This is a genomic window from Bosea sp. BIWAKO-01 (genome assembly GCF_001748145.1).
Classification (GTDB): Bacteria; Pseudomonadota; Alphaproteobacteria; order Rhizobiales; family Beijerinckiaceae; genus Allobosea.
The window spans coordinates 3,907,300-3,932,599 of record NZ_BCQA01000001.1; the positions used below are offsets into that span (position 1 = coordinate 3,907,300).

General features: G+C 65.2%; 21 protein-coding genes and 1 other RNA gene. 11 read left to right on the plus strand and 11 right to left on the minus strand.

Annotated elements, in window-relative coordinates; all coding sequences use genetic code 11:
• Positions 1–123 precede the first annotated feature (123 nt).
• Both BIWAKO_RS18175 and BIWAKO_RS18180 read left to right on the plus strand, forming a co-directional pair.
• Entirely contained in the window at positions 124–1,557 is a 1,434-nt protein-coding gene (locus BIWAKO_RS18175; protein WP_069879846.1) for an FAD-binding oxidoreductase, read from the plus strand.
• A 106-nt stretch (positions 1,558–1,663) separates the two neighbouring features.
• Positions 1,664–5,260 (plus strand): AsmA family protein, encoded by a 3,597-nt coding sequence (locus tag BIWAKO_RS18180; protein ID WP_069879847.1) that lies wholly within the window; start codon positions 1,664–1,666, stop codon positions 5,258–5,260.
• A gap of 115 nt (positions 5,261–5,375) precedes the next feature.
• On the opposite strand, the gene BIWAKO_RS18185 is transcribed toward BIWAKO_RS18180, so the two are convergent.
• The 6 genes from BIWAKO_RS18185 to BIWAKO_RS18210 form a co-directional block, all read right to left on the minus strand.
• Positions 5,376–5,600: a ribbon-helix-helix domain-containing protein gene (locus BIWAKO_RS18185; protein ID WP_069879848.1), complete on the minus strand. Its 225-nt coding sequence runs from the start codon at positions 5,598–5,600 to the stop codon at positions 5,376–5,378.
• Positions 5,597–5,803: a DUF4169 family protein gene (locus tag BIWAKO_RS18190; protein ID WP_069879849.1), complete on the minus strand. Its 207-nt coding sequence runs from the start codon at positions 5,801–5,803 to the stop codon at positions 5,597–5,599. The genes BIWAKO_RS18185 and BIWAKO_RS18190 overlap by 4 nt, the downstream gene beginning before the upstream one ends.
• A 15-nt stretch (positions 5,804–5,818) precedes the next feature.
• The gene (gene fumC / locus BIWAKO_RS18195; protein WP_069879850.1) at positions 5,819–7,213 is read right to left on the minus strand and encodes a class II fumarate hydratase; all 1,395 of its coding nucleotides are present in this window, start codon (positions 7,211–7,213) and stop codon (positions 5,819–5,821) included.
• A 9-nt stretch (positions 7,214–7,222) separates the two neighbouring features.
• Positions 7,223–7,837, minus strand: a complete 615-nt coding sequence (locus BIWAKO_RS18200) for an SspB family protein (protein WP_069879851.1) — start codon at positions 7,835–7,837, stop codon at positions 7,223–7,225.
• A 62-nt stretch (positions 7,838–7,899) separates the two neighbouring features.
• Positions 7,900–8,262, minus strand: a transfer-messenger RNA (tmRNA) gene (ssrA, locus tag BIWAKO_RS18205).
• Positions 8,263–8,298: 36 nt separating this feature from the next.
• The gene (locus BIWAKO_RS18210) at positions 8,299–8,604 is read right to left on the minus strand and encodes a PepSY domain-containing protein (RefSeq protein WP_084651541.1); all 306 of its coding nucleotides are present in this window, start codon (positions 8,602–8,604) and stop codon (positions 8,299–8,301) included.
• A gap of 407 nt (positions 8,605–9,011) precedes the next feature.
• On the opposite strand from BIWAKO_RS18210, the gene thyA reads away from it, so the two are divergent.
• Positions 9,012–9,911: a thymidylate synthase gene (gene thyA, locus BIWAKO_RS18215; protein WP_069882600.1), complete on the plus strand. Its 900-nt coding sequence runs from the start codon at positions 9,012–9,014 to the stop codon at positions 9,909–9,911.
• A gap of 297 nt (positions 9,912–10,208) precedes the next feature.
• Here thyA and BIWAKO_RS18220 read toward each other — a convergent pair whose 3' ends face one another.
• The 4 genes from BIWAKO_RS18220 to BIWAKO_RS18235 all read right to left on the minus strand — a co-directional run bounded on the left by BIWAKO_RS18220 (position 10,209) and on the right by BIWAKO_RS18235 (position 15,886).
• Positions 10,209–11,666 (minus strand): aldehyde dehydrogenase family protein, encoded by a 1,458-nt coding sequence (locus BIWAKO_RS18220; RefSeq protein ID WP_244523478.1) that lies wholly within the window; start codon positions 11,664–11,666, stop codon positions 10,209–10,211.
• 48 nt (positions 11,667–11,714) lie between these two features.
• Positions 11,715–13,352, minus strand: coding sequence for a benzoylformate decarboxylase (gene mdlC, locus BIWAKO_RS18225; RefSeq protein ID WP_069879853.1), 1,638 nt, complete (start codon positions 13,350–13,352; stop codon positions 11,715–11,717).
• A gap of 81 nt (positions 13,353–13,433) precedes the next feature.
• A complete protein-coding gene (locus BIWAKO_RS18230; RefSeq protein ID WP_069879854.1) occupies positions 13,434–14,738 on the minus strand; it encodes an MFS transporter in 1,305 nt (434 codons plus the stop codon).
• 254 nt (positions 14,739–14,992) lie between these two features.
• Positions 14,993–15,886, minus strand: a complete 894-nt coding sequence (locus tag BIWAKO_RS18235; protein WP_176733349.1) for a LysR family transcriptional regulator — start codon at positions 15,884–15,886, stop codon at positions 14,993–14,995.
• A gap of 141 nt (positions 15,887–16,027) precedes the next feature.
• Between BIWAKO_RS18235 and BIWAKO_RS18240 the strand changes: the two genes are divergently transcribed.
• From BIWAKO_RS18240 to BIWAKO_RS18260, 5 genes are read left to right on the plus strand one after another with little or no spacing between them, the layout of a single operon-like run.
• A complete protein-coding gene (locus tag BIWAKO_RS18240; protein ID WP_069879856.1) occupies positions 16,028–16,870 on the plus strand; it encodes a VOC family protein in 843 nt (280 codons plus the stop codon).
• Positions 16,871–16,880: 10 nt separating this feature from the next.
• A complete protein-coding gene (locus BIWAKO_RS18245; protein ID WP_069879857.1) occupies positions 16,881–17,747 on the plus strand; it encodes a fumarylacetoacetate hydrolase family protein in 867 nt (288 codons plus the stop codon).
• The gene (locus BIWAKO_RS18250) at positions 17,744–18,532 is read left to right on the plus strand and encodes an IclR family transcriptional regulator (RefSeq protein ID WP_069879858.1); all 789 of its coding nucleotides are present in this window, start codon (positions 17,744–17,746) and stop codon (positions 18,530–18,532) included. The genes BIWAKO_RS18245 and BIWAKO_RS18250 overlap by 4 nt, the downstream gene beginning before the upstream one ends.
• Positions 18,529–20,172, plus strand: coding sequence for a bifunctional 3-(3-hydroxy-phenyl)propionate/3-hydroxycinnamic acid hydroxylase (locus BIWAKO_RS18255; RefSeq protein ID WP_069879859.1), 1,644 nt, complete (start codon positions 18,529–18,531; stop codon positions 20,170–20,172). Before BIWAKO_RS18250 ends, BIWAKO_RS18255 begins: the two co-directional genes overlap by 4 nt.
• Positions 20,169–21,407: an aminotransferase-like domain-containing protein gene (locus BIWAKO_RS18260; RefSeq protein ID WP_069879860.1), complete on the plus strand. Its 1,239-nt coding sequence runs from the start codon at positions 20,169–20,171 to the stop codon at positions 21,405–21,407. Before BIWAKO_RS18255 ends, BIWAKO_RS18260 begins: the two co-directional genes overlap by 4 nt.
• A 229-nt stretch (positions 21,408–21,636) precedes the next feature.
• On the opposite strand, the gene BIWAKO_RS18265 is transcribed toward BIWAKO_RS18260, so the two are convergent.
• Positions 21,637–22,281: a TetR/AcrR family transcriptional regulator gene (locus BIWAKO_RS18265; protein ID WP_069882602.1), complete on the minus strand. Its 645-nt coding sequence runs from the start codon at positions 22,279–22,281 to the stop codon at positions 21,637–21,639.
• Between the two features lie 103 nt (positions 22,282–22,384).
• Here BIWAKO_RS18265 and BIWAKO_RS18270 point away from each other — a divergent pair, with 103 nt between their 5' ends.
• From BIWAKO_RS18270 to BIWAKO_RS18280, 3 genes are all read left to right on the plus strand, one after another.
• Complete coding sequence (locus tag BIWAKO_RS18270; RefSeq protein ID WP_084651548.1) at positions 22,385–23,836, plus strand: MFS transporter; 1,452 nt, start codon at positions 22,385–22,387, stop codon at positions 23,834–23,836.
• A gap of 365 nt (positions 23,837–24,201) precedes the next feature.
• Positions 24,202–24,684 (plus strand): GNAT family N-acetyltransferase, encoded by a 483-nt coding sequence (locus BIWAKO_RS18275; RefSeq protein ID WP_069879861.1) that lies wholly within the window; start codon positions 24,202–24,204, stop codon positions 24,682–24,684.
• Positions 24,681–25,205, plus strand: coding sequence for a dihydrofolate reductase (locus BIWAKO_RS18280; protein ID WP_069879862.1), 525 nt, complete (start codon positions 24,681–24,683; stop codon positions 25,203–25,205). The genes BIWAKO_RS18275 and BIWAKO_RS18280 overlap by 4 nt, the downstream gene beginning before the upstream one ends.
• Positions 25,206–25,300 lie beyond the last annotated feature (95 nt).

The window sequence follows — 25,300 nt, forward strand, 5'->3', positions numbered from 1 at the left end:
CGATCTTGCTGCCGGCGGCGACACGCAGGACAAAGACGCCTGCTATCGCTACGGTCTGCCTCGTCAGATTCAACCGCAGAAGCCGACCAGTTCCAAGTTAAGCGCCAAGCCCGGAAAAAGACAATGAGCCTTTTTGCAACTGCTTCTCATGCCGCCTCTGCCGCAACCCTGCCGCCGTCGCCGGCTGCGATCGAGGCGGTGACGCGGGCGCTCGCCGCCCAATTCGGCAACAGGCTGGTGACGAGCCTGGCGGTACGGGAGCAGCACGGCCATACGCTGACCTGGATTACGAACCAGCCGCCGGATGCGGTCGTCTATCCGCAGAGCACCGAAGAGGTGTCGGAAATCGTCAAACTCTGTGCGAGCCACGGCGTCCCCGTGATCGCGTTCGGGACCGGCACCTCGCTCGAAGGCCATGTGAACGCGCCGTTCGGCGGCGTCTGCGTCGATCTCAGCCAGATGAAGCGCATCATCGCCGTTCATGCCGAGGATCTCGATTGCGTGGTCGAAGCCGGCGTGACCCGTAAGGAACTCAACGAGCATCTGCGCGACCAGGGGCTGTTTTTCCCGATCGATCCCGGCGCGGATGCGTCCATCGGCGGCATGGCGGCGACACGCGCCTCGGGCACGAATGCGGTGCGCTACGGCACGATGAAGGACAACGTCCTTTCTCTGACCGCGGTGATGGCCGACGGCTCGGTCGTGAAGACGTCCAGCCGCGCGCGGAAGAGTTCCGCCGGCTATGATCTGACCCGCCTGCTCGTCGGCTCGGAGGGCACGCTCGGGATCATCACGGAGGTCACGCTCAAGCTGCACGGCATCCCGGAGGCGATTTCGGCCGGCGTCTGCCCTTTCCCTTCGGTGAAGGCAGCCTGCGACGCGACCATCGTGACGATCCAGTCCGGTCTGCCGGTCGCGCGCATCGAACTGCTCGATGCTGTGATGATCCGCGGCGTGAACCTGCATTCCAAGCTCGGCTTGCCGGAGACGACGATGCTCTTCGTCGAGTTCCATGGCACGGAAGCGGGCGTGAAGGAGCAGGCGGAGCGCTTCGGCGAGATTGCCGCCGATTTCGGCGGTGGACCGTTCGACTGGGCGACCAAGGCCGAAGACCGGTCGAAGCTCTGGCAGGCTCGCCATGACGCCTACTGGGCGGCTCGCGCGTTGCGGCCAGGCGTTGAATCGGTTGCGACCGATGTCTGCGTGCCGATCTCCCGGCTTGCCGAATGCGTCGAGGAAACCAAGCGTGACATCGAGGCCAGCGGTCTGATCGCCCCGATCGCCGGCCATGTCGGAGACGGCAATTTCCATACCCAACCGCTCGTCGACCTCGCCGATGAGGACGAGATGGAGCGCTGCCGCGGTTTCATCGACCGGCTGGTGAAGCGCGCCCTCGCCATGGGCGGCACCTGCACAGGCGAGCATGGCGTCGGCCAGAAGAAGATCAAGTATCTCGAGATCGAGCACGGCCCGGCGACGCTGGATGTGATGCGCCTGCTCAAGCGCTCGCTTGACCCGCAGAACATCCTCAATCCCGGCAAAATCCTGGTCTTGTGACATCCAGACAGCTTGCGCGGCGGTACCGGGAACTGGAATGTCGTGATCTCGCCGCGAGTTGGCGGCAAGATCGCTTAACCGCCGACAAGAGGGATGATGCTAAAAGGTGCGTGAGACCCTGACCGTTCTGGCCGGTCTCCTGGTGCTGGCATTGCTGGCCGCGTTGATCGGACCGGGCTTTGTCGATTGGCGACTGTATCGACCGCAGATCGAGGAGCGCCTCAGCGCTACGCTCGGCGCGGAGACACGCGTTGCCGGGGGCATCGGCCTGAGGTTGCTGCCGTCGCCGCGGCTGACCCTGGCCGATGTCCGCATCGGCGATCAGGGCGGACAGGCGAGCTACGCGACGGTCGAACATCTCACCGTCGAGCTCGCGCTGACCGCGCTTGCACGTGGCGAGTTCCGTTTCTCCGACGCTGATGTCGAAGGCGCGACGCTCTCGCTTGTCGCCAATGATGCAGGCGCGGTGCTGCTGCCGCATCCGATTGGTGCGGGCCTGCCTGTGCAGACCAGCCTCGACCATTTCAGCATACGCCGCTCGGCGCTGATCTGGCGGGAGGCGGGCAAGGCCCCCGTCACAGTGTCGCCGATCGCTGCGGAACTCACCGCGGTCAGCCTTGCCGGCCCATGGCGCATGGAGGGCGAGGTCGGCGGATCCTCGTTGCGCCTCGCGACCGGAACGATCGAGCCGGATGGTCGCCTGCGCGCCAAGGTCACCGTGACGGGGGAGGAGGGCCAGCTCAGCTTTGACGGCGCCTTCCTGCTGCCGACAGAGAAGGGCGGCGTCACACCAGGACTGGACGGTCTGTTCACGGCTGCGCCGGGTGGAGCAGTCAGCCTTTCGGGACGGGTGAGCGGTGGCAATCGCCTGTTCGAGTTGAGCGGGCTTACGGTCGATCTTGCCGGCGGGGTTGCCCGGCTGGAGGGCGAGGGGCAGTTCCTGCCCATGCAAGGCAAAGGCTCGGTTGCCTTGCGCGCGCGGCGCGTGGATGGCGACGCGCTGGCCACGGCTCTTGGCGAGCGGGCTGGCTTTGCGCGGGCCCTGCGTGGACTCCCCGGCGCGCTCGATCTCAGCCTCGATCTCGATCAATTCGCGTGGCGCGGGGAGGACTTCTCGGCTGTCGCTCTGCGTGGGCGGCTGAACGAGGTCGGGTTGGCCAATGCATCGGCCTCGCTGCGCGTCGCAGGCGCCCTGGTCGGTGCAACGGGCGCGGTCGACGCCACAGGACTTCGTGGCAAGCTCAACCTCAAGGCGGATGATGCGCGCCGCGTCGGACTGGCGCTGGCGCGGGCCGGGCTCGATCCGACCCTCTCCGACCTGATTGCAGATCTGAGGCAGATCGATGCGGAAGCGGTTGGCGATTGGAGCTCGGAACAGCTGCGCTTCGAGCGCCTGACCATCGCCGGGGCTTCCGGCGTCAGGCTGGACGGATCCGGAGAGATTGCCGCGGATCGGCTGGCCGCAAAGCTCGCAGTGCAGGGGCTCGACCTCAATACCCTGCCAGCGGGCGGGAGTTTCGCCGGGTTGATCGGGACGCGCGACCTGGCGCTCGACCTGTCTCTGAGCGGAGCCCGTTTTCGCAATGCGCCGCCCGGTTCCGCCCAGCTTGCTCTCGCGCGCGAAGGCAGCAACTGGCGGCTCAGCCGGCTTGCCGTCGACGGGTTCGGCGGAGTTTCAGTCAACGGCGCCGGTGCGCTGCTGCCGGAAGGGGGCGAAATCTCCGGTCGCATTCGTGCACCACGCTTCGAGGCGCTTGCAGCCCTTGCCGGGCCACTTCTGCCGGAGCCGCTCCGTCAAGCGCTCGGGCGCGCCGGGGACGGGCTCTCACGGCTGGATTCAAGCTACCGTCTGACGCGCACGGTGGCCGGCGACACGGCCCTGCTGCTGGAAGGCGGCGCGCAAGCCGGAACGCTGACACTGAATGCTCGGTTGGACCGGAGCGGGACATGGACCGGAGCCAATCTGCGCTTTGATCTTGCCGATCGTCGACAGCTTTTCGCCGCCCTCGGCCTGCCGGCACCGATGCAGGGAGGACCCGGCCGGCTCGTTCTTGACCGTCAGCAAGGGCGCCTCAGTGGCTCACTGGCGGGGCCTGGATTGTCGATCGTTGTCGACGGCGAGTCAGGCCTGGATGTGCCGCGACTGACCGTGCAAGCGGACCGTCCCGGCCAGATCCTGCCGGAGGGGCTCGCGCGCGCTCTGCCCGATGCGGTGCTGGACGCACATGGCATGGTTCGCTTTGCCAGCGACCAGATCGCGCTTGATGGTCTTGTCGCCAATCTTGCCGGAAGCAGTGCAAGGGGAACGCTGGCCTTGCCGAGAGAGGGGCCAATCTCCGGCAAGCTCGCACTGCCGTATGTTGATCTGAGGAGCGTGATCGGCTCTTCCCTGGGGACAGCGGCAGCGTCTCCGGGCAGCAACTGGTCGGCGGTCCGTTTCAGCGCGGCCTCGGGTCTTGGCGAGATCAGCCTGTCGGTCGAAGCCAAATCCCTGCTCTTCAGTGACGATATCGCCCTGAACGATGCGGCTTTCGGCCTGCATGCCAGCCCCGGCGAAATCCAGATCGAGGCACTCTCGGGAAGTTATGCCGGTGGCAAGGTCTCCGGGCGGGTCACGGCACGGCGTGAAGGCGGGCTTGCGCAGCTCTCCGGCCGGATCGCGCTTGCGCAGCTCGATCTCGCGATGCTCACTGGCAACGCGCTTGCCGGCAAGCTGTCGGGGCTCGTGGAGGGCGGTGGTTCCGGAGAGAGCCCCGCGCGGCTGGTTGCGGGGTTGGGGGGAGCCGGTAGTTTCACCATCGCAGGCGCGAGTCTCACCCGGTTCGACCCCGGCGGCTATGCCCGCGTCATCGACGGGACCGGAGAGGATGCATCCGAAAGCGAAACCGGCCGTCTGCAGAGCCGTCTGGCGGATGCGCTAGACCGGGGCTCATGGCCGCTGGGCGATGTCACGCTGCCCTTCACGCTGGCCGGCGGCCTCGTGCGGCTCGCCCCCTTGACGATCGAGCGTGCCGACCTCCAGGCGGAGGTAAGCGGCGTCGTCGATCTCAGGGCATTGACGGCCGATCTGAGGTTGGGACTGCGCCCGCTCGGCCCGATGCCCAAGGGCTGGCCGATGGCGGCGCCGGCACTTGGCGTGGCATGGCGCGGGCCGCTATCGGGACTGCGGCGCGAGACCGATGTCGGAGCGTTCGCGAATGCCGTGGCGGCGCGAGCGCTGGCACGTGAGATGGAGCGGGTCGAAGCCTTCGAGGCGGATGCACGCGAGCGAGCAATGCATGCGCGCCGCCTGCGCGCCGAGCGTGAGATGCGTGAGAACGAACGCAAGCTTGCAGACTTCCTGAAGGCAGAGGAAGAACGCCGCCTTGCCGAGGAAAAGCGCGCCGAAGAGGAGCGCCGTGCCGCGGAAGCGCGCGCCCAGGAAGAGGCCAGGCGCGCCCAGGAGGCGCAGCGTCTTGAGGAGCAGCGCCGGGCGGAAGAGGCCAGACGGGCAGACGAGGCGCGGCGCAGAGCGGAGATTGAGGCGCGCGCTGCGGCAACGCGTGCAGCTCAGCCTCAGCATCCTGGCGGTCCGCTGATCCTGCCCGGCGCACCCCGCGAGAATTTTCCCGAGCAGATTTTGCGACCGGTGACACCGGCTCCATCGCTGGGACCGCCCCTGCAGATAGAGCCCGTGCCGCGTCCGCTCTCGCGGAGTCCGTAGCCGGACTGATCGACGAGCTTCACACCGTGATTCAGGTGCTTTCCGGCTTGAAGCAGTATGCCTGTGCAGAGCCTTGAAACCGAGAGGATCAGGCTCCGCCGGTGAGGCGATGCCGTCAGCCTCGTCCGGCCAGACGCTGGTAATGTGCCAGCACGTGCAGGCGCAGCGCGGAGGAAAGATTGGCCTCGCCGCGGCGGGAATCCACATCGGCGACGAGTGCGGCAAGCGTGCGGCGCTCCTGTCCCGCAATCTCCTTCAGTGCCGCCCAGAACGGCTCCTCGAGCGATACGCTGGTGCGGTGCCCGGCAATGGCGAGAGAGTGTTTGCGCTCGCGGCTCACCGCGGAAGCTCGCCCTTGTCATCGGGCGGAAGCGCCAGCTTGTGGCCGTCGAGTTCGCGGATGGCCTTCTCGCGCCGCGCTTCAGTCAAGCCGCGCTCGGCCTTGCTCCGTCCGAAGTCGATACGGTTCTGGTCGGCCTTGGCTTCGGCCGCTACGCGTTGGCGCTGTTTGCGGGCGCGCCGGAGATTGATGATCTCTGCCATTCCGCCCGGCCCTGTTCAGGACGGGCCGAGCATGCGCTCGGGCCGCACCGTGCTGTCGAACAACTCGGCGTCGACACCGACCCTCAGGGCTTCCTCGCGCAGGGTCGTGCCATTGTGATGGGCGGCCTTGGCGATGTTGGCAGCCTTGTCGTAGCCGATGGCCGGCGCCAGTGCGGTGACCAGCATCAGCGAGCGGGACAGCAACTCGGCGAGACGGTCCTCGTTGGCGACGATCCCTTCGATGCAGTGCACGCGGAAGCTGTCTGCGGCATCGGCGAGCAGCCTGACCGATTGCAGGAAGGCGGCAGCGATCACCGGCTTGAAAACGTTCAGTTCGAAATGGCCCTGGCTCGCGGCGAAGCCGATCGTCGCCTGGTTGCCGTGAACCTGCGTGGCCACCATGGTCAAGGCTTCGGCCTGGGTCGGATTGACCTTGCCGGGCATGATCGAGGAACCGGGCTCGTTCTCGGGCAGGCTGATCTCGCCGAGACCCGAGCGTGGGCCCGAACCCATCAGGCGGATGTCGTTGGCGATCTTGAACAGATCCATGGCAAGCGCGGCGAGCGCGCCATGGGCGGCGGTCAGCGCGCCATGGCTCGCCAACGCCTCGAACGCGTTGGAGGCGGGGCGGAAGGGCAGGCCGGTGAGCCCCGCCATCTCCTTGGCGAAGAAGGCGGCGAAGTCGCGATGGGTGTTCAGACCGGTGCCGACCGCCGTGCCGCCCTGTGCCAGCGCGTGCAGCCCGCCGAGCGAGGCCTCGATCCGCCCGATGCCGAGATGGATCTGCGTGGCGTAGCCCGAGAATTCCTGGCCGAGCGTGACGGGCGTCGCGTCCTGGAGATGCGTCCGGCCGATCTTGATCAACGAAGCGAAGCGCTGTGCCTTGTCCTGCAGCGCCTGTTCGAGCTTGCGCAGGGACGGAAGCAGCAGGCGCGAAATCTCGAGAGCCGCGGCAATATGCATCGCGGTCGGGAAGCAGTCGTTCGACGACTGGCCGCGGTTGACCTGATCGTTGGGATGAACCGGGCTCTTCGCGCCGAGGCCGGCGCCGAGAATCTCGTTGGCTCGGTTGGAGAGGACCTCGTTGACGTTCATGTTGGTCTGGGTGCCGGAGCCGGTCTGCCAGACGACAAGCGGGAAGTGGTCGTCGAAGCGACCGCCCAATGCTTCATCCGCCGCCTGGCCGATGGCGCCGGCGACACGCTGGTCGATCAACCCCAGCCGGGCATTGACGTGCGCGGCAGCTTTCTTGACCAGCACGAGAGCGTGGATCAGCGGGAGCGGCATGCGTTCGCTCGGTCCGCCAATGCGGAAATTCTCGAGCGAGCGCTGGGTCTGAGCGCCCCAGTAGCGATCGACGGGAACGGCGATGGGGCCGAAGGAGTCAGTCTCTGTGCGGGTGTCCGGCATAGGCTCTGATCAGGTCTTCTTGCGGAAGGAATCGAGACTGACGACCTGCGCGCCGCCGCCCTCGTCACCATCCGCGCCCGCGTCGGCCTTCGCCGGGTCCGCTTCGTCGTCGGTGGCTGCCTTGTTCTTCGCAGTGGCACTTGCGGATTGTGGCTTTACCGGGAGGGCAAGCGGTGTCGGGGCAGCCACGCTGGGCTCGGAACCGGCTCCGCGTGGTGCCTTTGCGGCTCCCGCGGTCTGATCACTCGCCGAGGCTTCATCAGGAGCCTCCTGGGTTTCGAACTTCAGGCCGAACTGGACCGAGGGATCGAAGAAGGTGGTGATCGAATCGAAGGGCACCAGCAGCCTTTCGGGCACGCCGGAGAATGAGAGACCGACCTCGAAGGCGTGGTCGCTGACGTTGAGGTCCCAGAACTGATGCTGAAGCACGACCGTCATCTCGTCCGGGTGCTTTTCGCGCAGCCGCTGCGAGAGGCGCACGCCAGGGGCCGTCGTGCGGAACGTGATGTAGAAATGGTGCTCGCCCGGCAGGCCATCGCGGCTCGCCTCGGCCAGGATCTTCCGTACGACACCCTTCAGCGCGTCCTGCACCATGAGATCGTAGCGAAGAATATCCTGTACCATCGTATCGACTATCCGTGTCCGCTTCCGAGCAAGGCAGAAAGTCGCCGGCCCTCGCATAAAAAAGTGGAGGCTTCTGTTGCCAGGCGCCTCCGAGCCCCGCCTTACGCGGCTAAGCGCAAGGGCTTTGGTTTGGGAACCAGCACCGCTTACGCGGCGACAGCAACCCGAGCATTGTTGTCGTTGGCAACTATGCAATGGCCCGATAACGGCGGAACCATGCCGAGCAAAAGAACGACCTTTACACCCTCGTCGATCCTATTTCGCCCCCGCCGGAGCCCGTCTCGCGAATCGCGGACGGGCTTTGGTGGAGGCGCCGGGTACCGCCCCCGGGTCCGAAAGGCTTATTTCGACGTTCGTTTATCGCCATAGCCGCTCTTGCGAGTGGCAAACCGAATATAGGGGCTCGGAGCGCGCGGGGAAAGAGAGCATCGTCACTCCATCCGAAGCAATTTCGCCGGCTGTCACCGGGACGGAATATCGAGATTTGGCTCATCCCGGATGATCCTGAGGACCCTGCCGTCGCTGACGCTGACATCGATCGCGATCTCGGCGCCGTTACTGTCGACGCCGCCGAGCTCCCAGCGACCGCCGTGGCGCTCGATATCCTCGATCCAGACCATGCCGTGATCGATAGCGATCTCGCGAGCTTCCGTAATCGAGATTTCACGGCTGCTCGGAGCGGGGGGCGGCATGGTGTTGGCGGCCACGGCAGGGAAGGAGAGCAGGACGGCGACTGGCAGGAACCACATTGCGCTGCGAATCGACATTTTGGTTCTCCTTAGCCTGAACAGAGGCAGGGAGCGGCCCAATCATGGCTTTGTTTCGGCTGGTCTGAGGCGCTTCCTTGCGGCTTATCGCATTGCCGTGAGCGCATGTGTGCACTGCAATGCGATGGCTCCAGACGATGCGATAGTGTCTCCAGGATGGGCGTCGCCGGAGCGGGAGCACCCGGTTCGCGCCTCCGTTTGGACGCGGCGGTGCATTCGAACGGGGCCGGCGAGTGAGGCCGTTGCCTATGCATGCTGCACGGGCGGTAAACCTGCCGATGCCTGGTGACCTCGAAGCCTGTCAGTTTATATGTTGCGCGCACGGATCGTGCCGCTAACACACATGTTCAGGGCCAACGAGCCTGGAGTGGCAAGTGCTCCCGGACTCTTCGCGGAGGCGGCTAGTGATCAGAAGGCATCCAGAATTCCAGTATCTCGACCTGCTTTCCGACGTCCTGGAGCGCGGAGACGAGCGGTTGGACCGTACTGGCGTAGGCACTCGCTCGCTGTTTGGCGCCATGGTGCGATTCGATTTGTCCGATGGCACTGCGCCTATCCTCACGACGAAACGCGTCTATTGGAAAACCGCGGTCAAGGAGATGCTCTGGTTCTTGACCGGGGGCACCAATATCCAACCTCTGCTTCGCGAGAACGTCCGAATCTGGACCGATTGGCCGCTTGCGCATTATCGCCGTGAGACAGGCGAGACCATCTCGCAGGACGAGTTCGAGCAGCGTGTTGTCGAGGACGACGCCTTTGCAGCTCGCTGGGGCGAACTTGGCCCTGTCTATGGCAAGCAATGGCGCCGCTGGCTGGGCGCCGACGGCCGCGAGCATGATCAGATCGCGGCACTGGTCGAGGCACTTCGGACGAATCCAACGAGCCGGCGAATGCTCTTCCATGGATGGAACGTGCCGGAACTCGGTGCGATGGCGCTTCCGCCTTGCCACATGGTGTATCAATACCACGTGACCTCGGATGGGCGGCTGAACTGCCTTTTGTTCCAGAGGTCGGTTGATCTGCTCCTCGGAGCTCCGTTCAACTTTGTCGGCGCCGCTGCACTGCAACTCATGCTGGCCCAGCAGGCGGACCTCCGTCCTGGCGAACTGATCTGGGTGGGCGGGGACGTCCATCTCTACCTTAATCACCTGGGGCAGGCCCGGGAGCAGGTTTCGCGTGAGCCCCGGCCATTTCCCACGATGCGGCTCACCCGACGGGCGGCGACGATAGACGATTACCGCATCGACGATTTTGACGTCTCAAGCTACGCGCCTCACGCGGCGATCAAGGCCGACGTGGCGGTCTGAGCGCAGCCTTTGCGATTGTGGTCGCCCCTCGCGAAATGGGGCTCCACGGCAACCGAGGAGAGGCGGATTTGCGCCCCTTGCTCGCCGCTGACCGCGAGTACATCGGCGTCATCGACGAGCCGCGCCCGCTCTGATCGTTTCCCATCGACTGGCTCGACCGGGGGACTGCGCCGCTGACCGCAGCAAATGGCACGGTGGAATGAGGCATCGGGGAGCGCCATCCTGCTTGTGCAGGGTGAACTGCGGGTGCGGTTCCTGGGATGGCTGCTATCGGAGTTCGGGATAGGCGATCCGGTCTTATTGCAGACCTCCGGCTCTGAGCGCGATGTGCTTCGTCTCCTGGAAATCGTGGAGAGAGGCGAGGCCATTCAGTCGGCCGATGCCGCTTTGTTTGAAGCCGCCTTCCTCGAACTCGTCGTGGATGGCGGCCCAATCATTGATCCAAACCGCGCCGACCTGCAGTTCGCGGGCGACACGGAGGGGCCGATCGACATCGCGGCTCCAGACGCTGGCGGCCAAGCCGAAATCGCTGTTGTTGGCGAGGGCGATGGCCTCCGCTTCGCCTTCGAAGACCTGGAAGGTCGCGACGGGTCCGAACACCTCTTCCTGGACGATCGCCAGATTCGCATCGGAGACCTCGAGCAGTGTCGGTCGATAGAATGCCCCCGCCGCGAGCGCAGGCTCGCGCGCGATACCGCCGCGGACGATCGGCTGAGCGCCCTCCGCCAGAGCTTTCTCCACCATCGCATCGACGCGGGCCACGCTTTGCCTGTCGATCAACGGGCCCATTTCGCTCCTCGGGTCGGATGCCGGGCCGACTCTGAGCTGATCCAGTCGCGCGCCAAGGGCCTGCCGCAGACGGTCGGCGATGCCGCGTTCCGCCAGGATCCGGCTTCCGGCCATGCAGAATTGGCCAGCGAAGACCGTGATGGCCTTCTCGAGTTGCGGGAGCGCTGTCGCGAGATCGGCATCGTTGAACACGATCATCGGGGTCTTGCCGCCGAGTTCGAGGCCGAAGCGCTTCAAGCGCGATGCGCCGGCGGCCGCGATCGCCCGGCCCGTGCGGGTGCTGCCCGTGAAACTGATCACCGGCACGTCGGGCGACTCGACCAGGAATGCCGAGCCGGAAATGCCGCTTTCGGAGAAGATGTTCACGACGCCAGGTGGCAACTCCGCGATCTCCGAAAGGATCTGCGCGACGAGAGCATTCACCTGCGCGGTCTGACCAGGCATTTTGGCGACGACCGTCGTGCCCGCGGCGAGAGCCGGGCCGAGGGAGCGCATCAGCAGGACGACCGGGCTGTTCCACGGCACTATGAGTCCGGCGACGCCGATCGGTTGGCACAGGGCCATGGAATAGGCGCTCGGTCGAACCTCCAGAGCCCGGCCATGCTGGGAGAGCGCCAAGGCCGAGCAGTAGCGCAGCTTGGGCGCGACCGTGAAGACTTCGAACCGGGCCTCGGGCAGGATCTTGCCATTCTCAGTTGCGAGCATCTGCGCCAGTTCTTCGGCGCGGTCTTCAAAGCGATCGGCGATCACATTGAGGGCGCGGGCGCGCAAGCTCCTGTCATCGCGCCAGGGGCTGTGCAGGAAGGCGTCTCGAGCGGCAGCCACGGCGCGCTTCGCATCGGCTAGCGTCGCGTCCGCGAAGGACCCGATGAGCTCGCCGGTCGCAGGATTGATGCTGGGGGTGCGGTTCGCGCTGTCGCACCAGGCCCCGTTGATCCAGTTCATCGCATTCGGCAGATGTTTCACGACGATATCCTCTTGGCTCAACGGCGCGGGGCCGTGGCCGCAAACGCCTCAATCCAGTCCGTAGAGGCCAGGCACGGCCCGATCGACCAGCACTTCGACGAGCCTCGGCTTCGCGCTGGCGAAGGCTTCCGAAAGAGCCGGCGCGAGATCGTCGGCGCGCTCGACGCGCACGGCTGAGCAGCCATGCCCGGCGGCGAGTGCCGGGAAATCCAGGCCGGGCAGGTCGATGCCCGGTGGTGCGGCCTTTCTCATGAGTTGGCTGAAGGCGCGCATCGCCCCGTAGCCACCGTTGTTCAGAACCACCACTGTGATCGGGAGGCGGTGCTGTGCGGCGGTCCACAAGGCCTGGATGGAATACATCGCCGATCCATCGCCGATCACGCAGATGACCGCTTGGGCTGGCCTGGCGAGGGCGATCCCAACCGATGCCGGCAGCGCGAAGCCCAAGCCGCCGCTCGCCATGCAGTAGAAGCCGTTATCCCGAACCGGCAGGTGACGCTGCAGCGCTTCCTTGTGCGAGGGCGCTTCCTCAACGATCACGCTGCCGGGGTGACGCAGATCTGCGATCGTCTGCATGACGAAGCTCGCCAGGACCGGTTCGCTCGGGGCGATCCGCGGCGCGGAGGCGCGAACGGTGGCGGGTAGGCGATTGCGAAGCGGCACAGTCGCGAGCAGACCGGAAATCGCGGGACGCATCGTCGAGAGCAGGCTCACTCCACCAATGGCGGCTGCGGCGGCATCTGCATCGTCGGTGATGTGGAAGATGGGTGGCCCTGACCTGAGGCCTGCGAGATCGCCGGGAACGTGAAAGGTGAAGGCCGGGGCGCCAAGGACCAGCACCAGGTCGTGCCGACCCAGTATCTTGCCAAGCGGTTCGGGGGCGGCGGGCAGAAAGCCGTTGAAGAGCCGGTGATCCTCCGGAAACGAGGCTCTGCTTGCCACCGGTGCGGCCCAGACTGCGGCGCCCAGACGTTCTGCGAGCGCAACGGCAAGTGCCGATGCTTCGTCCCGTGCGACCGCAGCACCGACGACGATGGCCGGGCGTTCGCTGGCATCGATCGCGTTGGTGAATGCCCGAAGACCTTCAGGATCGGGCCCGAAATCCCCGCTGGTTGGCCGGGCCTCGACGGGCTCGCAGGGAACTTGCCAGTCATCGGCAGGAATCGAGACGAAGGTTGGACCGCAGGGCTTCTGCATGGCGATGGCGTAAGCTTGTGCGATCGCCAGCGGCACATCCTGCGGACGTGCCGGTTCGCAGCTCCATTTCACATAGGGTTTGGGAAACTCGGCAGCCGAGGCGGCGCCGAGAAATGGACGCAGCGGCAGCAGCGCGCGCGCTTGTTGTCCGGCTGTGATGACCAGCGGCGTTTGATTTCGATAGGCTGTGTAGATGCTCCCAAGCGCATGGCCGACGCCGGCCGCGGAATGGAGATTGACGAAGGCCGCCGAGCCGGTTGCCTGGGCATGTCCGTCGGCCATCCCGACGGCACTGCTTTCCTGCAGGGCGAGCACATAGCGGAAATCGCTTGGCCAGTCGTGCAGGAAGGCAAGCTCGGTCGAGCCGGGATTGCCGAACACCGTCGTCATCCCGAGTGACCGGAGAAGGGCGATCGTCGCATCGCGCACAGTGCCGGCCGGTTTCGTGATGGCGGAGGGCGAGGCCGCGGGCTGGTCTGCTGTCTGCATTGCAATTCCATTGGTTTGCTGCGGCCGCGTCGCGCGCCGATGTGAGCAAGCGTTGATGAATGCGGCGGCTTCGGCTCTTGCTCAGATCGCGCGAAGCCTGGTCTCTTCGGCAGCCATCACGGCGCCGATGGCGATGACCGAGACTAGGCTGAAGTAGATCAGGATGGGCAGAAGGCTGCCGCCGCTCCATGCGAGCAGACTTGCTGCGATGACGGGCATGGCGCCGCCGCCGAAGATCGTGCCGAACTGCCGCCCAAGTGATACCCCGCTGAAGCGAACGCGCGTGTCCGGGAACAGCTCCGGATAGAAGCTCGAGGTGACGCCGATATGCATCGGCTGGATGAGCGCCCCGGGAATGGCCATGGCCAGCACGACCAGCAGGGTGTCGCGGGTCTGCAGCAGCGGAAAGAAGAGGAAGGCCACATAGAGCCCGGCCTGGACGAAGCCGGTGCCCAGCACCAACCGCCGCCCGATACGGTCCGACAGCGCGCCGAACAGCGGCACCATCGCGATGGCAATGACATTGCCGATCAGAACGCCGCGCAGCAGCGTGGCCTGATCGATGCCGAGCGTTTTTACCCCGTATGAAAGGCCGAAGATGGATGTGAGATAGAACACACCGGACTCGGCCAGGGCGCAGCAGAACACGATCAGTGCCGGCCGCTTGTAATTGTCGAGCACCTGCAACAGCGGTACCCGAGCAGGAGGCGTCCGCGTCGCTTCGAAAACGGGTGACTCTTCGACCTTGAGCCGAACGTAGAAGCCGAGGCCCACGAGCACGATGCTCAACAGGAAGGGCACGCGCCAGCCCCATGTCAGCAGGACGTCGCTCGGCAGCGCGGCGGCAAAGGATACGACCAGTGTCGCAATCACGACGCCGGCGAAATTGCCGGATTGCGCGATCGAGGCGAAGACGCCGCGTTTGCCTTCAGGCGCGCTCTCCAGCATCAGCACCGGCGCTCCGGTTGACTCACCGCCAAGGGCGAAGCCCTGCAGGAAACGCAGGGCCAGCAGGAAGCCCGCAGCCCAGATTCCAATGGAATCATAGGTCGGCAACAGGCCGATGGCCGTAGTCGATAGACCCATCAAGATCAGCGTCGCCGCCATGACCGGCTTTCGGCCGAGACGGTCGCCGAAGTGACCGAAGAACAGGCCGCCGAGAGGTCGTGCCACAAAGCCGACGGCAAAGATGCCGAGCACGGCTATCATGCCTGCGACCGGGTCCGCATGCGGGAAGAACAGTTTATCGAAGACGAGAGGTGCCAGAAAACCGTACAGCATGAAATCATACCATTCGATCGCTGACCCAAGGAAACAGGAGAGCGCGACCTTCGTGCGATCCTTGTTGCGAAGCGCAGATTGACCGTTCAGTGCTGCGACAGACATGGCGTTCCTCTCTTGCATAGATTTTCTTCTTCGCAATGCTGCCTGCCTGCGAAGGATCTATCGTTGCAAAGAGAATGGGTGCGAGCCTCGCTCCGGGTCGAGCGGTATTTCGTCAAGCATCGTTCGCATTCGGGAAACTGCCGCCGGGGTGGAGCGGAGCAGGCTTCGCCGACAATGGAACGCCCGGAGAGCGGGCGCCGGGGAAGGGGCGTTTCAGGAGTTCGGGGGGCGGCTGGAGGTCACGCCGGTCTGTCTCACTCGATCGCGAGCATATCGACGAGAGCAGTCAATGCCGGAGTAAGAACGGCGTTGCGCTGGGTCGCCAGATGCAGGTTGCAAGGCGCCCAGTCTTCAGCGAGCGGGATGTCGACAAGGCCCCGGCTTGCAATCTCGCGCGCCGCGCTGCGCATCGGCAGCACCGTAATGCCGAGACCGCCCTGGACCACCCGGCAGATCGACGCGATGCCATGGACGCGGACGCGCGTAGACAATTCCGCGCCATGGCTTGCGGCCTTGCGGGCCAGCAAATGCCCGATGGCAGAGTCCGGTGGCAGAACCCAATCCTGGTCGAGCAGATCGGCAAGGCGAACAGCAGCCGCGCCTGCAAGAGGATGGTCCGGGCTGACGACGATGCCGAGCGCGTCGCGACGATACGGTCTCAGGCGCAAGCCAGGGCTGGATTCCGCACCCAGCAGGATACCGAGCTCGGCCCGCCCATTCAGGACGCTTTCGGCAACCGCATTGCTGGTGAGTTCCTCGACTGAGAGCCGGGCATGGGGGAAGGCGCCGAGAAACCTCCGCAACTGCTCCGGGAGGTCATGGAATAGCGCGGGGCCCGAGACCGACAGTCTGATCTGCTCCAGGACGCCGTCCGTGATGTCACGCAACTCGTCTTCAAGCTCGTCGACATCGGCAAGGATCCTGTGCGCATGCGCCGCGATCGCCCTGCCGGGCGCCGTCAGCCCGATCCCGCGGCCTGTCCGCTCGATCAGGCGGAAGCCGAGCGAGTCCTCGAGGAAGCGAATCCGACGGCTCGCCGCCGAAACCACGATGTGAAGTTCCTCGGCGGCCAGCGACAGGTTGCCATGGCGCTCCACGCCCATGATCAGTTTCAGGGTCTTGAGGCTAAGCCGGTCATTGAGTTTCACCGAAGCGACGTCCCTCGAAGCTGGCAACGAGCCGACGGCCGTTGCCATAAGGTGCAAATACATTGTCAAAATCTCAAAACATGGGAAATTGACTCATCTGTCATATCGATAATATCGCTATTCCAAGAATGGAGTAGCAAAATGATGCTCACCGCCTTGCAAGCCAGCGCCTATCTGCATCACCTCAATCTGAGAACGCCGGACGTGAAGCGGCTCGCCACCTTCTATGCGGAGGTCATGGACATGGAGCTGATCCGGCTGGATGGGGAAGCGGCGCTGCTGGTGGGGCCCCAGCGTCGCGTGCTGCTGACGCAGGGGGCGGCCAAGACACTCCAGCATGCAGGCTTTGCGGTCCGCGACAGCGAAGGGCTGGCGGGGCTGCGTGCCCGGGCGGTCGAGCAGGGGCTCGAGCCTGCCGAGGTTTCCGTGTCGCTGTTCGAGAGCGACGCCTTCTCCGTGCGTGACCCCGATGGCAACGAGGTGATCTTCGGGCGCGCCATCGCCGATACGGCCGGGCCGCGCGGACGTATCCGTGGACCGATCCAGCATCTGACGCTGGCAACCCGGGACGTCGACGCGATCGAAGGGTTCTATGCCGGCAAGCTCGGCTTCGGCGTCTCCGACAGGGTGGTCGATGACGCCGGTCGCGTCATGACGTGCTTCATGCGCGGTAACCACGAGCATCATAACTTGGCCTGCTTCCGGCAGGACCGGCAGGGCATCGATCATCATTCCTACGAAGCCGGCGAATGGAACACGATCCGCGACTGGTCGGATCATTTCGCCGCGCGCGGCGTGTCGCTGATGTGGGGCCCCGGGCGGCATGGGCCCGGGAACAACCTGTTCATTTTCATCGGGGATCCGGACGGGAACTGGATCGAGGTCTCGGCCGAGCTGGAGGTCGTCCACGATCGCCCGGTCATGCAGTGGCCCCATGCCGAGCGGACGCTCAACCTGTGGGGGCGCGCGATCCTGCGCGCATGAGGAGCAGACCATGAGATTTGTTTCGTTCAGAGCCGAAAACCGCGCCAGCTACGGCGTTGCGGGCGCCACCGGCATTTTCGATCTTGGAGCGCGCTTCGGCGCGGTGCTTCCCGACCTGCGGACTTATCTGGAGGCCGCCGGGCTCGGGCTCGTTGAGCCGGTGCGCGAGCCGATCCAGGCCGATTATGCCGAGGGCCAGTTTCGCTACGACCCGGTTCTGCCCAATCCCGGCAAGATCCTGTGCGTCGGCCTCAACTACGAGGAGCACCGTCGCGAGACGGGGCGGCCGGAGGCCGCGCATCCCGCGATCTTCACGCGGTTTGCCGATACGCTCATCGGGCATCGGGCGCCGATCCTGCTGCCGCAGCTATCCAGGGCGCTCGATTACGAGGGGGAGCTGGCCGTGGTGATCGGCCGCCCCGGTTTCCGGGTGCCAAAGGCTTCGGCTCTCGACCTGGTCGCGGGCTACGCGCCATTCAACGACGCCACGTTGCGGGATTGGCAGCGCCATACCCACCAGTTCACGCCGGGCAAGAACTTCCCCGGCACGGGGGCGTTCGGCCCCGAACTGGTGACGCCGGACGAGATCGCGGAGTTCGCGCGCGCCCGGATCGAGACGCGCCTCAACGGAACGATCGTTCAGTCTGCCACGCTGGGCGAGATGATCTTCCCCGTCGCCGACATCATCGCCTATGTCTCGGACTTCACGCGGCTGGCCCCCGGAGACGTGATCATCACCGGCACGCCTGGCGGGGTCGGCTTCAAGCGCGAGCCCCAACTGTTCATGCAAGCGGGCGACATCGTCGAGGTCTCGATCGAAGGGATCGGTCGGCTGACGAACCCGATCGTCTCCGAAGCCGATCCGGACCGGACATGAACGCGCTCGGCCGCTTCGTCAGTCTGCTTCGGCTGTTCCGGGAAACAAAGGGAAGCTGGACGGTTCAGGATATGTCGGAGGCGCTCGGCGTACCGGCGAGCACCGTCTACCGTACGGTTCGGGAACTGGTCGGCGAGGGGTTTCTCGAACCGGCCTACGAGGCCCATTATCGTCTCGGTCCCGCCTTCGTCGAATTTGATCGGCTGGTGCGCCTGACCGATCCGCTGGTGCGCGCCGGGCAGTCTCACCTGCATGATCTGATCGCGCAGGCGGGCGTTCCCTGTGTGGCATTGTTGGCGCGTCTCTATGGCGACACCGTGCTGTGCGTCGCCGACGAAGCCGTCGGAAATCTACCGGCGCGGCCGTCCTATGAACGCGGTCGGCCGATGCCGCTGACGCGAGGCGCCACGTCCAAGACGATCCTGTCATTGGTCCCGCCCCGACGGCTGGCCCGGCTTGTGGCAGGGAGTTTCGGCGGGCAGCCCGTCACCGACCAAGCCAATCTGCCCATGACGATCGCCGAACTGCGCGATCTGCTGGCCGGCGTCCGCAAGCGCGGCTACTGCATCACGCGCGGCGAGATCGACGAAGGGCTCGTCGGCATTGCCGTCCCGGTCGCGGTGCCGGAGCTCGGCATCGCCGCCAGCATCAGCCTCGTTCTCGATGCTGCCAGCCTGGACGAAAAGCTCGAGCATCGACTCGTGCTCCTGCTCGTCTCTTCAGGGAGCCTGCTGGGCGATCGGTTGTCCGGATCTCGGCTCGACGCAGCGGACGTGTCGCAATGATCCAGGAATGCGATGTCGCGATCGTTGGAGCCGGTCCCACCGGACTGACCTTGGCCAATCTGCTGGGGCAGGCCGGCCTCGACGTCATCCTGGTCGAGCGCAATTCCAGCACGGTGCAGGAGCCACGGGCGGTCTCCATCGACGACGAGTCGCTGCGTACAATGCAGGCAACCGGCCTGCTCGATTCGGTCCTGCAGGACGTGGCCCTGGACTACGGCTCACATTACTTCACCCGGGACGGACGTTGTTTTGCCAAGGTCGAGCCGGCGACCCGGGAGTACGGATTTCCCCGGCGCAACGCCTTCACCCAGCCGAAGCTGGAAGCCGCGCTACGCCGGGGGCTCGACCGTTTCCCCAATGTGGTGACGTTGTTCGGCCATTCCTGCGAGACGGTGGCGGAAGATGGTTCCGGCGTGTCGCTGTCTCTTCGTTCTGGAAGCGGCGGCGGCATCGCCATCCGGGCCCGCTATCTGGCGGCCTGCGACGGCGCCAGCAGCGCATTGCGCAAGGTCGTCGGTGCAGCGCTCTGCGGCTCGACCTATCGCCAGCGCTGGCTCATCGTCGATCTGGCCTCGACCCACGAGCAGCTGCGCCAGACGCGTGTCGTGTGCGATCCCGACCGCCCCCTGATCACGTTGCCCGGCCCGGACGGAATCCGCCGCTACGAATTCATGCTGCGCGACGGCGAAGACGAGGAGCGCGCGGCTCATCCCGACCATGTGCGTGCGCTGCTCGAAGCCCACGGGCCCGATGCCGACGCACGAATCGTCCGTCGCCAAGTCTACGCCTTCCACGCCCGCATCGCCGATCGCTGGAACACGCAACGCATCTTCCTGGCCGGCGATGCGGCGCATCTGTCGCCGCCATTTGCCGGCCAGGGCATGAACAGCGGTGTCCGCGATGCGCATAACCTTGCCTGGAAGCTCGCCGAGGTGATTTCGGGGCGCCTCGGGCCGGAGCTTCTGACGACCTATCAGCGTGAGCGGGCACCGCATGCATGGGCACTGATCCAGCTCGCCATCAAGATGGGGCGGGTGATGATGCCGACCTCCCGGCGGCAGGCGGCCATGATCCAGCTCGGCTTTCGGCTTGCCCAGCTTGCGCCCGGGATCCACGCGCATTTCACGCAGATGAAATACAAGCCCAAACCCTTCTATGAGAAGGGCTTTGTCGTTCCTGATGACGGCGGAATGCGTCTTGCGGGACGGATGCTCCCGCAACCGCTGCTCCAGATGACGGACCGCCGTTACCAGAGGCTTGACGATGTCATGGGCGGCCAGTTCGCGCTGGTCGCCTATGGCCCCGATGCACAGCACATGGCGGCGACGACCGAAGATTTCGGGCTTCACTCGCTCCGTCGCGTCGCGGTGCTGCCGACCACGTTCAATCCGGCTCAAGACTGCCCTGACGTTTCGGCCGGGCGCGACACTGACGGGCATATGAGCTCGCTGTCGCCGGCTGGGCGCAACGTCCTGATGCTGGTCCGGCCGGATCGTTATGTCGCTGCAGCCGCCTTTGCGGAAGGCTCATCGATCGCCCGGATGGCGCGAGCGATGCGCGATCTCGCTGGCCAAACCTGGAGTGCGACCGCGTCCGCTACCGGGCCCATCCCTGCAGAACCCGAGGCTTCCATCCGATGAGCACCACCGACAAGCACGCAGGACCACGGAAGACCGCCTTCGAGCAGCGCTTTTCTCGCTATGCCAACCGTATTGTACCATCCGCCATTCGCGGCCTTGCGACCATGGCGAAGGCGGCCGATTGCGTGTCGTTCGGACCTGGCGAACCTGATTCGACGCTCTTTCCGGTTGCCGAGATCCGCGACAGCCTGGCCAGGATCCTGTCGAAACCGGAAACGGCGCGGGCCGCACTGCAATATGGCGCCAGCGAGGGCGATCCTGCCTTGCGCGACCGGATCAGCACCTACATGCACACCAAAGGCGTGCAATGCGACAGGCATAACATTCTCCTCACCAATGGCGCGCAACAGGCGCTCGATCTCGTCGCCGAGCTGCTGGTCGAGCCCGGGGCGACCGTGCTCGTCCAGACGCCGACCTATCCCGGGGCGCTGCAGGTCTTTGCCGCGCACGGCGCGCGGATGCGGGGACTGGAAGCGGCGCGGGCCGGGGCTGACGATCGGCCGGCGCTGATCTACGCGATGTCGAATTTCCACAACCCGACAGGAGCGACCTTGTCGCTCGCCCAACGGCGCGAACTGGTCGCCTTGGCCGGTGATCTCGATACGATCCTCGTCGAGGACGACCCTTACGAGATGCTGCGTTATGAGGGCGAGGCGTTGCCGCCGCTGCTGGCGGTCGACACAGAGGCCCGCTCGATCGAGGACGCGCGGACGATCTATCTCGGTACCTTCTCCAAGGCGGTCGTGCCGGGCTTTCGCGTCGGTTGGCTGGTCGCGCCCCGTGCGGTGGTTGCGAAACTCGCTCTCATGAAGCAAAGCGAGGATCTGCAGGCGGGTACCCTTGCCCAGGCCTGTCTCCTCGATCTTTTCGACAGCATCCTCGACACACATGCTGGCCGGCTTCGCGACGCCTATCGCATTCGGCGTGACACGATGCTGGCGGCACTCCAGTCCGAGCTCGGCAACCGCGCCAGCTGGGTCGTTCCCCAGGGAGGCCTGTTCATCTGGCTGAACCTGGAAGCGCATCTCGACACCCATGCCTTGCTGAGCCGTGCGGCTGAAGTCGGAGTGACCTATGTCCCAGGCTCGGCGTTCCAGCCCGATGGGCAGGGCGCGGCGGCGTTACGCCTCAGCTTTTCAGCTGCGCCTCTCGACCGGATGCAAGACGGCGTGCGGCGCTTGGCGAAGGTGCTGGGGGACAACGCGCCGGGGGGGCGATCAGGGCTGACGCGATGAGGTCCGGCCCGGCGTTCGGGACGTGTTCGCGCCGTGGTCGATCCTCGGTGGCACTCGAACCACTCAGCTGCTCTCCGCCTGCGCGTGCCGCTCCCTATCGCGGGCGGCAACCTTGACCAGCAGGTTCAGGGAAGGGGAGAGGGTCGGTTTCCTTCTGTCTCAAAAGAAGGTTGCATTTCGTGGCCAGCGCCCCTGACCGCCAGGGTATTCTGGCTGGTTGACGGGGGCGCTAGATGCTCTCCGCCCCAGATTGGTTGGGCACGATGATAGCCTCCTGGGTGGGATCAATCAGGTCGCGCATGCTTTGCATGGCCAGGTCGCACATGGTCAGGAGGCGTTGCTCTGGCACACCATCCCGCGCTTGCACGGAAAGGCCGTGCATCAGCGCAGTGACATAGTCGCCCATCGCGTCAGTGTCGGTATCCTGTCTCAGCTCGCCGGCGCGTACGGCTTGCACCAGCCTGTCGACGATGGTCGCCGTTTGCTTATGGCGGCGTTCGGCCAGCCATTCCCGCACGCGGTCATTCTCGACGGCGCAGTTGGTCGCGGCCGATACGACCATGCAGCCCCATGGGCGCCCGGGCCTCGTGTAGGTCTCGACGGCTTCGCGCAGCATCCTTTCGACGGCCTTCAATGCCGTCGGCTCCTGGGCCAGCGCCCGTGCGACGAAGCTGCCGTCGCGTTCCTCGTAGAGCCCAACCGCCTCTCGGAACAGATCCTCCTTCGAACCGAAGGCTGCGTAGATGCGTGCCGAGGCAAGACCCAGCGCCGCCACCAGATCAGCAATCGACGTTCCCTCGTAGCCGCGTGCCCAGAATGCGTCGCGAGCCCGCTCAAGCGCCAGATCTCGATCGAACTCCCGTGGCCGCGCCATCGACATCCCTATTCTTTAATGATCGATAAATAATTCGCTTGACTCCGGATGGCAAGCTTTCATTCTTTGTCGATCAGCAAAGAATCAGGAAGCGGAGACACGCATGAGCGCATCGGATCTGGCATCGCCACCCGACGGATCGTCGGTCAGGAGAGGTATTGGGGCAAAACGCGGCGCGACATTGGCACTGCTCGCCTTCGCGCAGCTGATCATCGCACTCGACCTCAACATCGTCTTCGTCGCGTTGCCGGAGATCGGCGCGGGCCTGGGCTTTTCGGGCCAGACCCTGCAATGGGTGGTCAGCGCCTACACGGTGTTCACCGGCGGCTTCCTGCTGTTCGGCGGCCGGGCAGCCGACCTGATCGGCCAGCGGCGAATGTTCGTCTTTGCCCTCTGGCTTTATGCACTATCGTCATTGATCGGTGGCTTGGCCTGGAGCCCTGAAGTCATCATCCTGGCGCGCGCGGTTCAGGGTATCGGAGGCGCATTCCTGTTTCCGGCGACCTTGTCCCTGGTCAACCGCCTGTTTGCCGAGGGGCCGGAGCGCAACAGGGCACTCGCCGTCTGGGGGGGCGCCGGAGCAAGCGGGCTCACGATCGGTTCGATCGCCGGTGGTCTCCTCACCAGCGCCTTTGGCTGGCCCTCCGTGTTCTATGTCAATGTCGCGCTCGCCGGCATCGCCATCGTCGCGGCATTCCTCGTCATCCCGCGGGACCCGAAGCGGCATCAACGCCGCAGCTTCGACCTGCCGGGCGCGCTGACTGTCACAGCCGGGGCGACACTGCTCGTCTTCGCGCTTGTGCAGGGGCCGGAATATGGCTGGGGTTCGCGCGGCATCGTCTGGAGCTTTGTCCTGGCGGCCGCCCTGCTCACTGCTTTCGTGGTGATCGAAGCACGAAGTGCCGATCCGCTCATGCCCTTGCGCTTGTTCCGCAACCGCAGCCTCCTGACCGGAATGACAATCACATTCCTGTACATGGCGACATTCGGCACACTGCCCTATTTTCTGACGGTGCTGTTCCAGAACGTGCAGGGTTTCACAGCTCTTCAGACCGGGCTTGCGTTTCTGGTTCCCTCGATAGCGATTGCGGTGGGGACGCAGGTCGGCGAGCGGTTGGCTACGCGGCTTTCGACCCGCACCACGCTGATTGGCGGCATGGCGGTGGGGGCCATCGGAACGGCACTGATGGTTCCCGGCGCTACTGTGGAAAGCAGCTACCTCATCATCCTCCCAGGGTTGATCATTTCCGGCATAGGTCAGGGTGTGGTCTGGACCGGTATGTGGATTGCGGCCGCTTCCGGCGTTCATCATGACGAGCAGGGCGTCGCCTCGGGAATGGCTTCGACAACGCTGAATGTCGGCAACGCCATTGGCCTTGCGGTTCTCATCGCCGTTGCCAATTCCCGGGTCGGCGGATTGGCAGGCGATGCGTTGCGGATCGCCGTGGCCGAGGGCATGCAGCGGGCGTTCTGGCTGGTGGCCGCAGGCATCGGCCTCAGCATTATCGTCGCCCTCGTTGCGCAACAGAAGCAGCCGAACGCTGACGCCGTGTGAACCCCGGACGTCGCGGTGCAAAGCGGAGATGGCCGTCGTGCGCCATCTCCAGCCTTCGGCACGATGCCGCATGGCGCCATCTTCGGCTCATGCCCTCCATCGCTTCATTCATGAGGCGGTGGCTTCCCGGATTTCAGATGGGGCGCCAGCGTGCCTGCGGCGAACGGCGCAGCTAGCGCTCGCGTCTTCGGGGCTGCGGCATACTGCTGATCGTGAGGGCCTGCTTGCGGACTGATCCGGGGAGCTGCCGGTTCGACTGATGGTGCGTTCCTGAGCTATGCACGCGAGGCTTCCGGCGGAATCGGCCTACCCATTCTGCTGCATGCCTGCATGAATCTGGCGATCGTAGTCGCGGGGACCCTCCTATGACCCTTTCCATCCGTCCAGCCCGGCCCGACGAGGCCGGGCTCGTCCTGGCCTTCATCAAGGAGCTCGCCGAATACGAAGAGCTTCTGCACGAGGTCGCGGCCAGCGAAGAGCAACTCGCGCAGGCCCTGTTCGGGCCAGATCCGAAGGTCGCCTGCGATATCGCCGAATGGGAAGGAGCGCCTGCAGGGTTCGCCGTCTGGTTCTATACCTATTCGACCTTCTCGGGCCGCCATGGCATCTGGCTCGAGGATCTCTATGTCCGGCCTGAATTCCGCGGCAAGGGCATCGGCAAGGCCCTGATCGCAGGGCTGGCTAAGCGCTGCGTCGACGAGGGGCTGCCGCGCCTCGCCTGGTGGGTGCTGAACTGGAACGAGCCCTCGCGCGTGTTCTACCGCTCTCTTGGCGCCAACGCGCAATCGGAATGGACGGTCAAACGCCTCGACGGCGACGCGCTGCGGCGGCTGGGAGAGAGCGTGTGAGCGGACCTCAAGCCCTTCCCATCGTGGTCATTGCCGCCGTTGCCGATAACGGCGTGATTGGTGACGATAATCGGCTGATCTGGCGGCTGAAAACGGACCTCAGGCATTTTCGCGGCCTGACGCTCGGCCGGCCGGTGCTGATGGGGCGCAAGACCTTTCTCTCTATCGGAAAGCCGTTGCCGGGGCGCGAGACCATCGTCCTGACACGCGATCCCGGTTTTCGTGCCGACGGCGTTCATGTCGCGCATAGCCTCGACGAGGCGATCGAGGCCGGCCAGCGGCTCGGCCTTGCGATGGGCGCGGATTCCGTCACTGTTGCCGGGGGCGCCGAGATCTACGCTCAGGCCCTGCCGTTTGCCGATCGGGTTGAACTGACCCAGGTTCACGCTGAGCCCGAAGGCGATGCCCTTTTTCCGGTCTGGGACAAGGCGGCGTTCGAGCGCGTGAAGCAGGAGAACCACCCTCGGAGTGCCGATGACGAGCATGCTTTCACCTTCGCGACCTTTCGCCGCCGGGCCTGAACGCTGTTTCCGTTGACGATGAAGGGCTTGCGTCGTTGACGAATCCGTGTCCGATGACCAAGTCACGGACACGCGTTCCCTAAGGGCGCTGACAA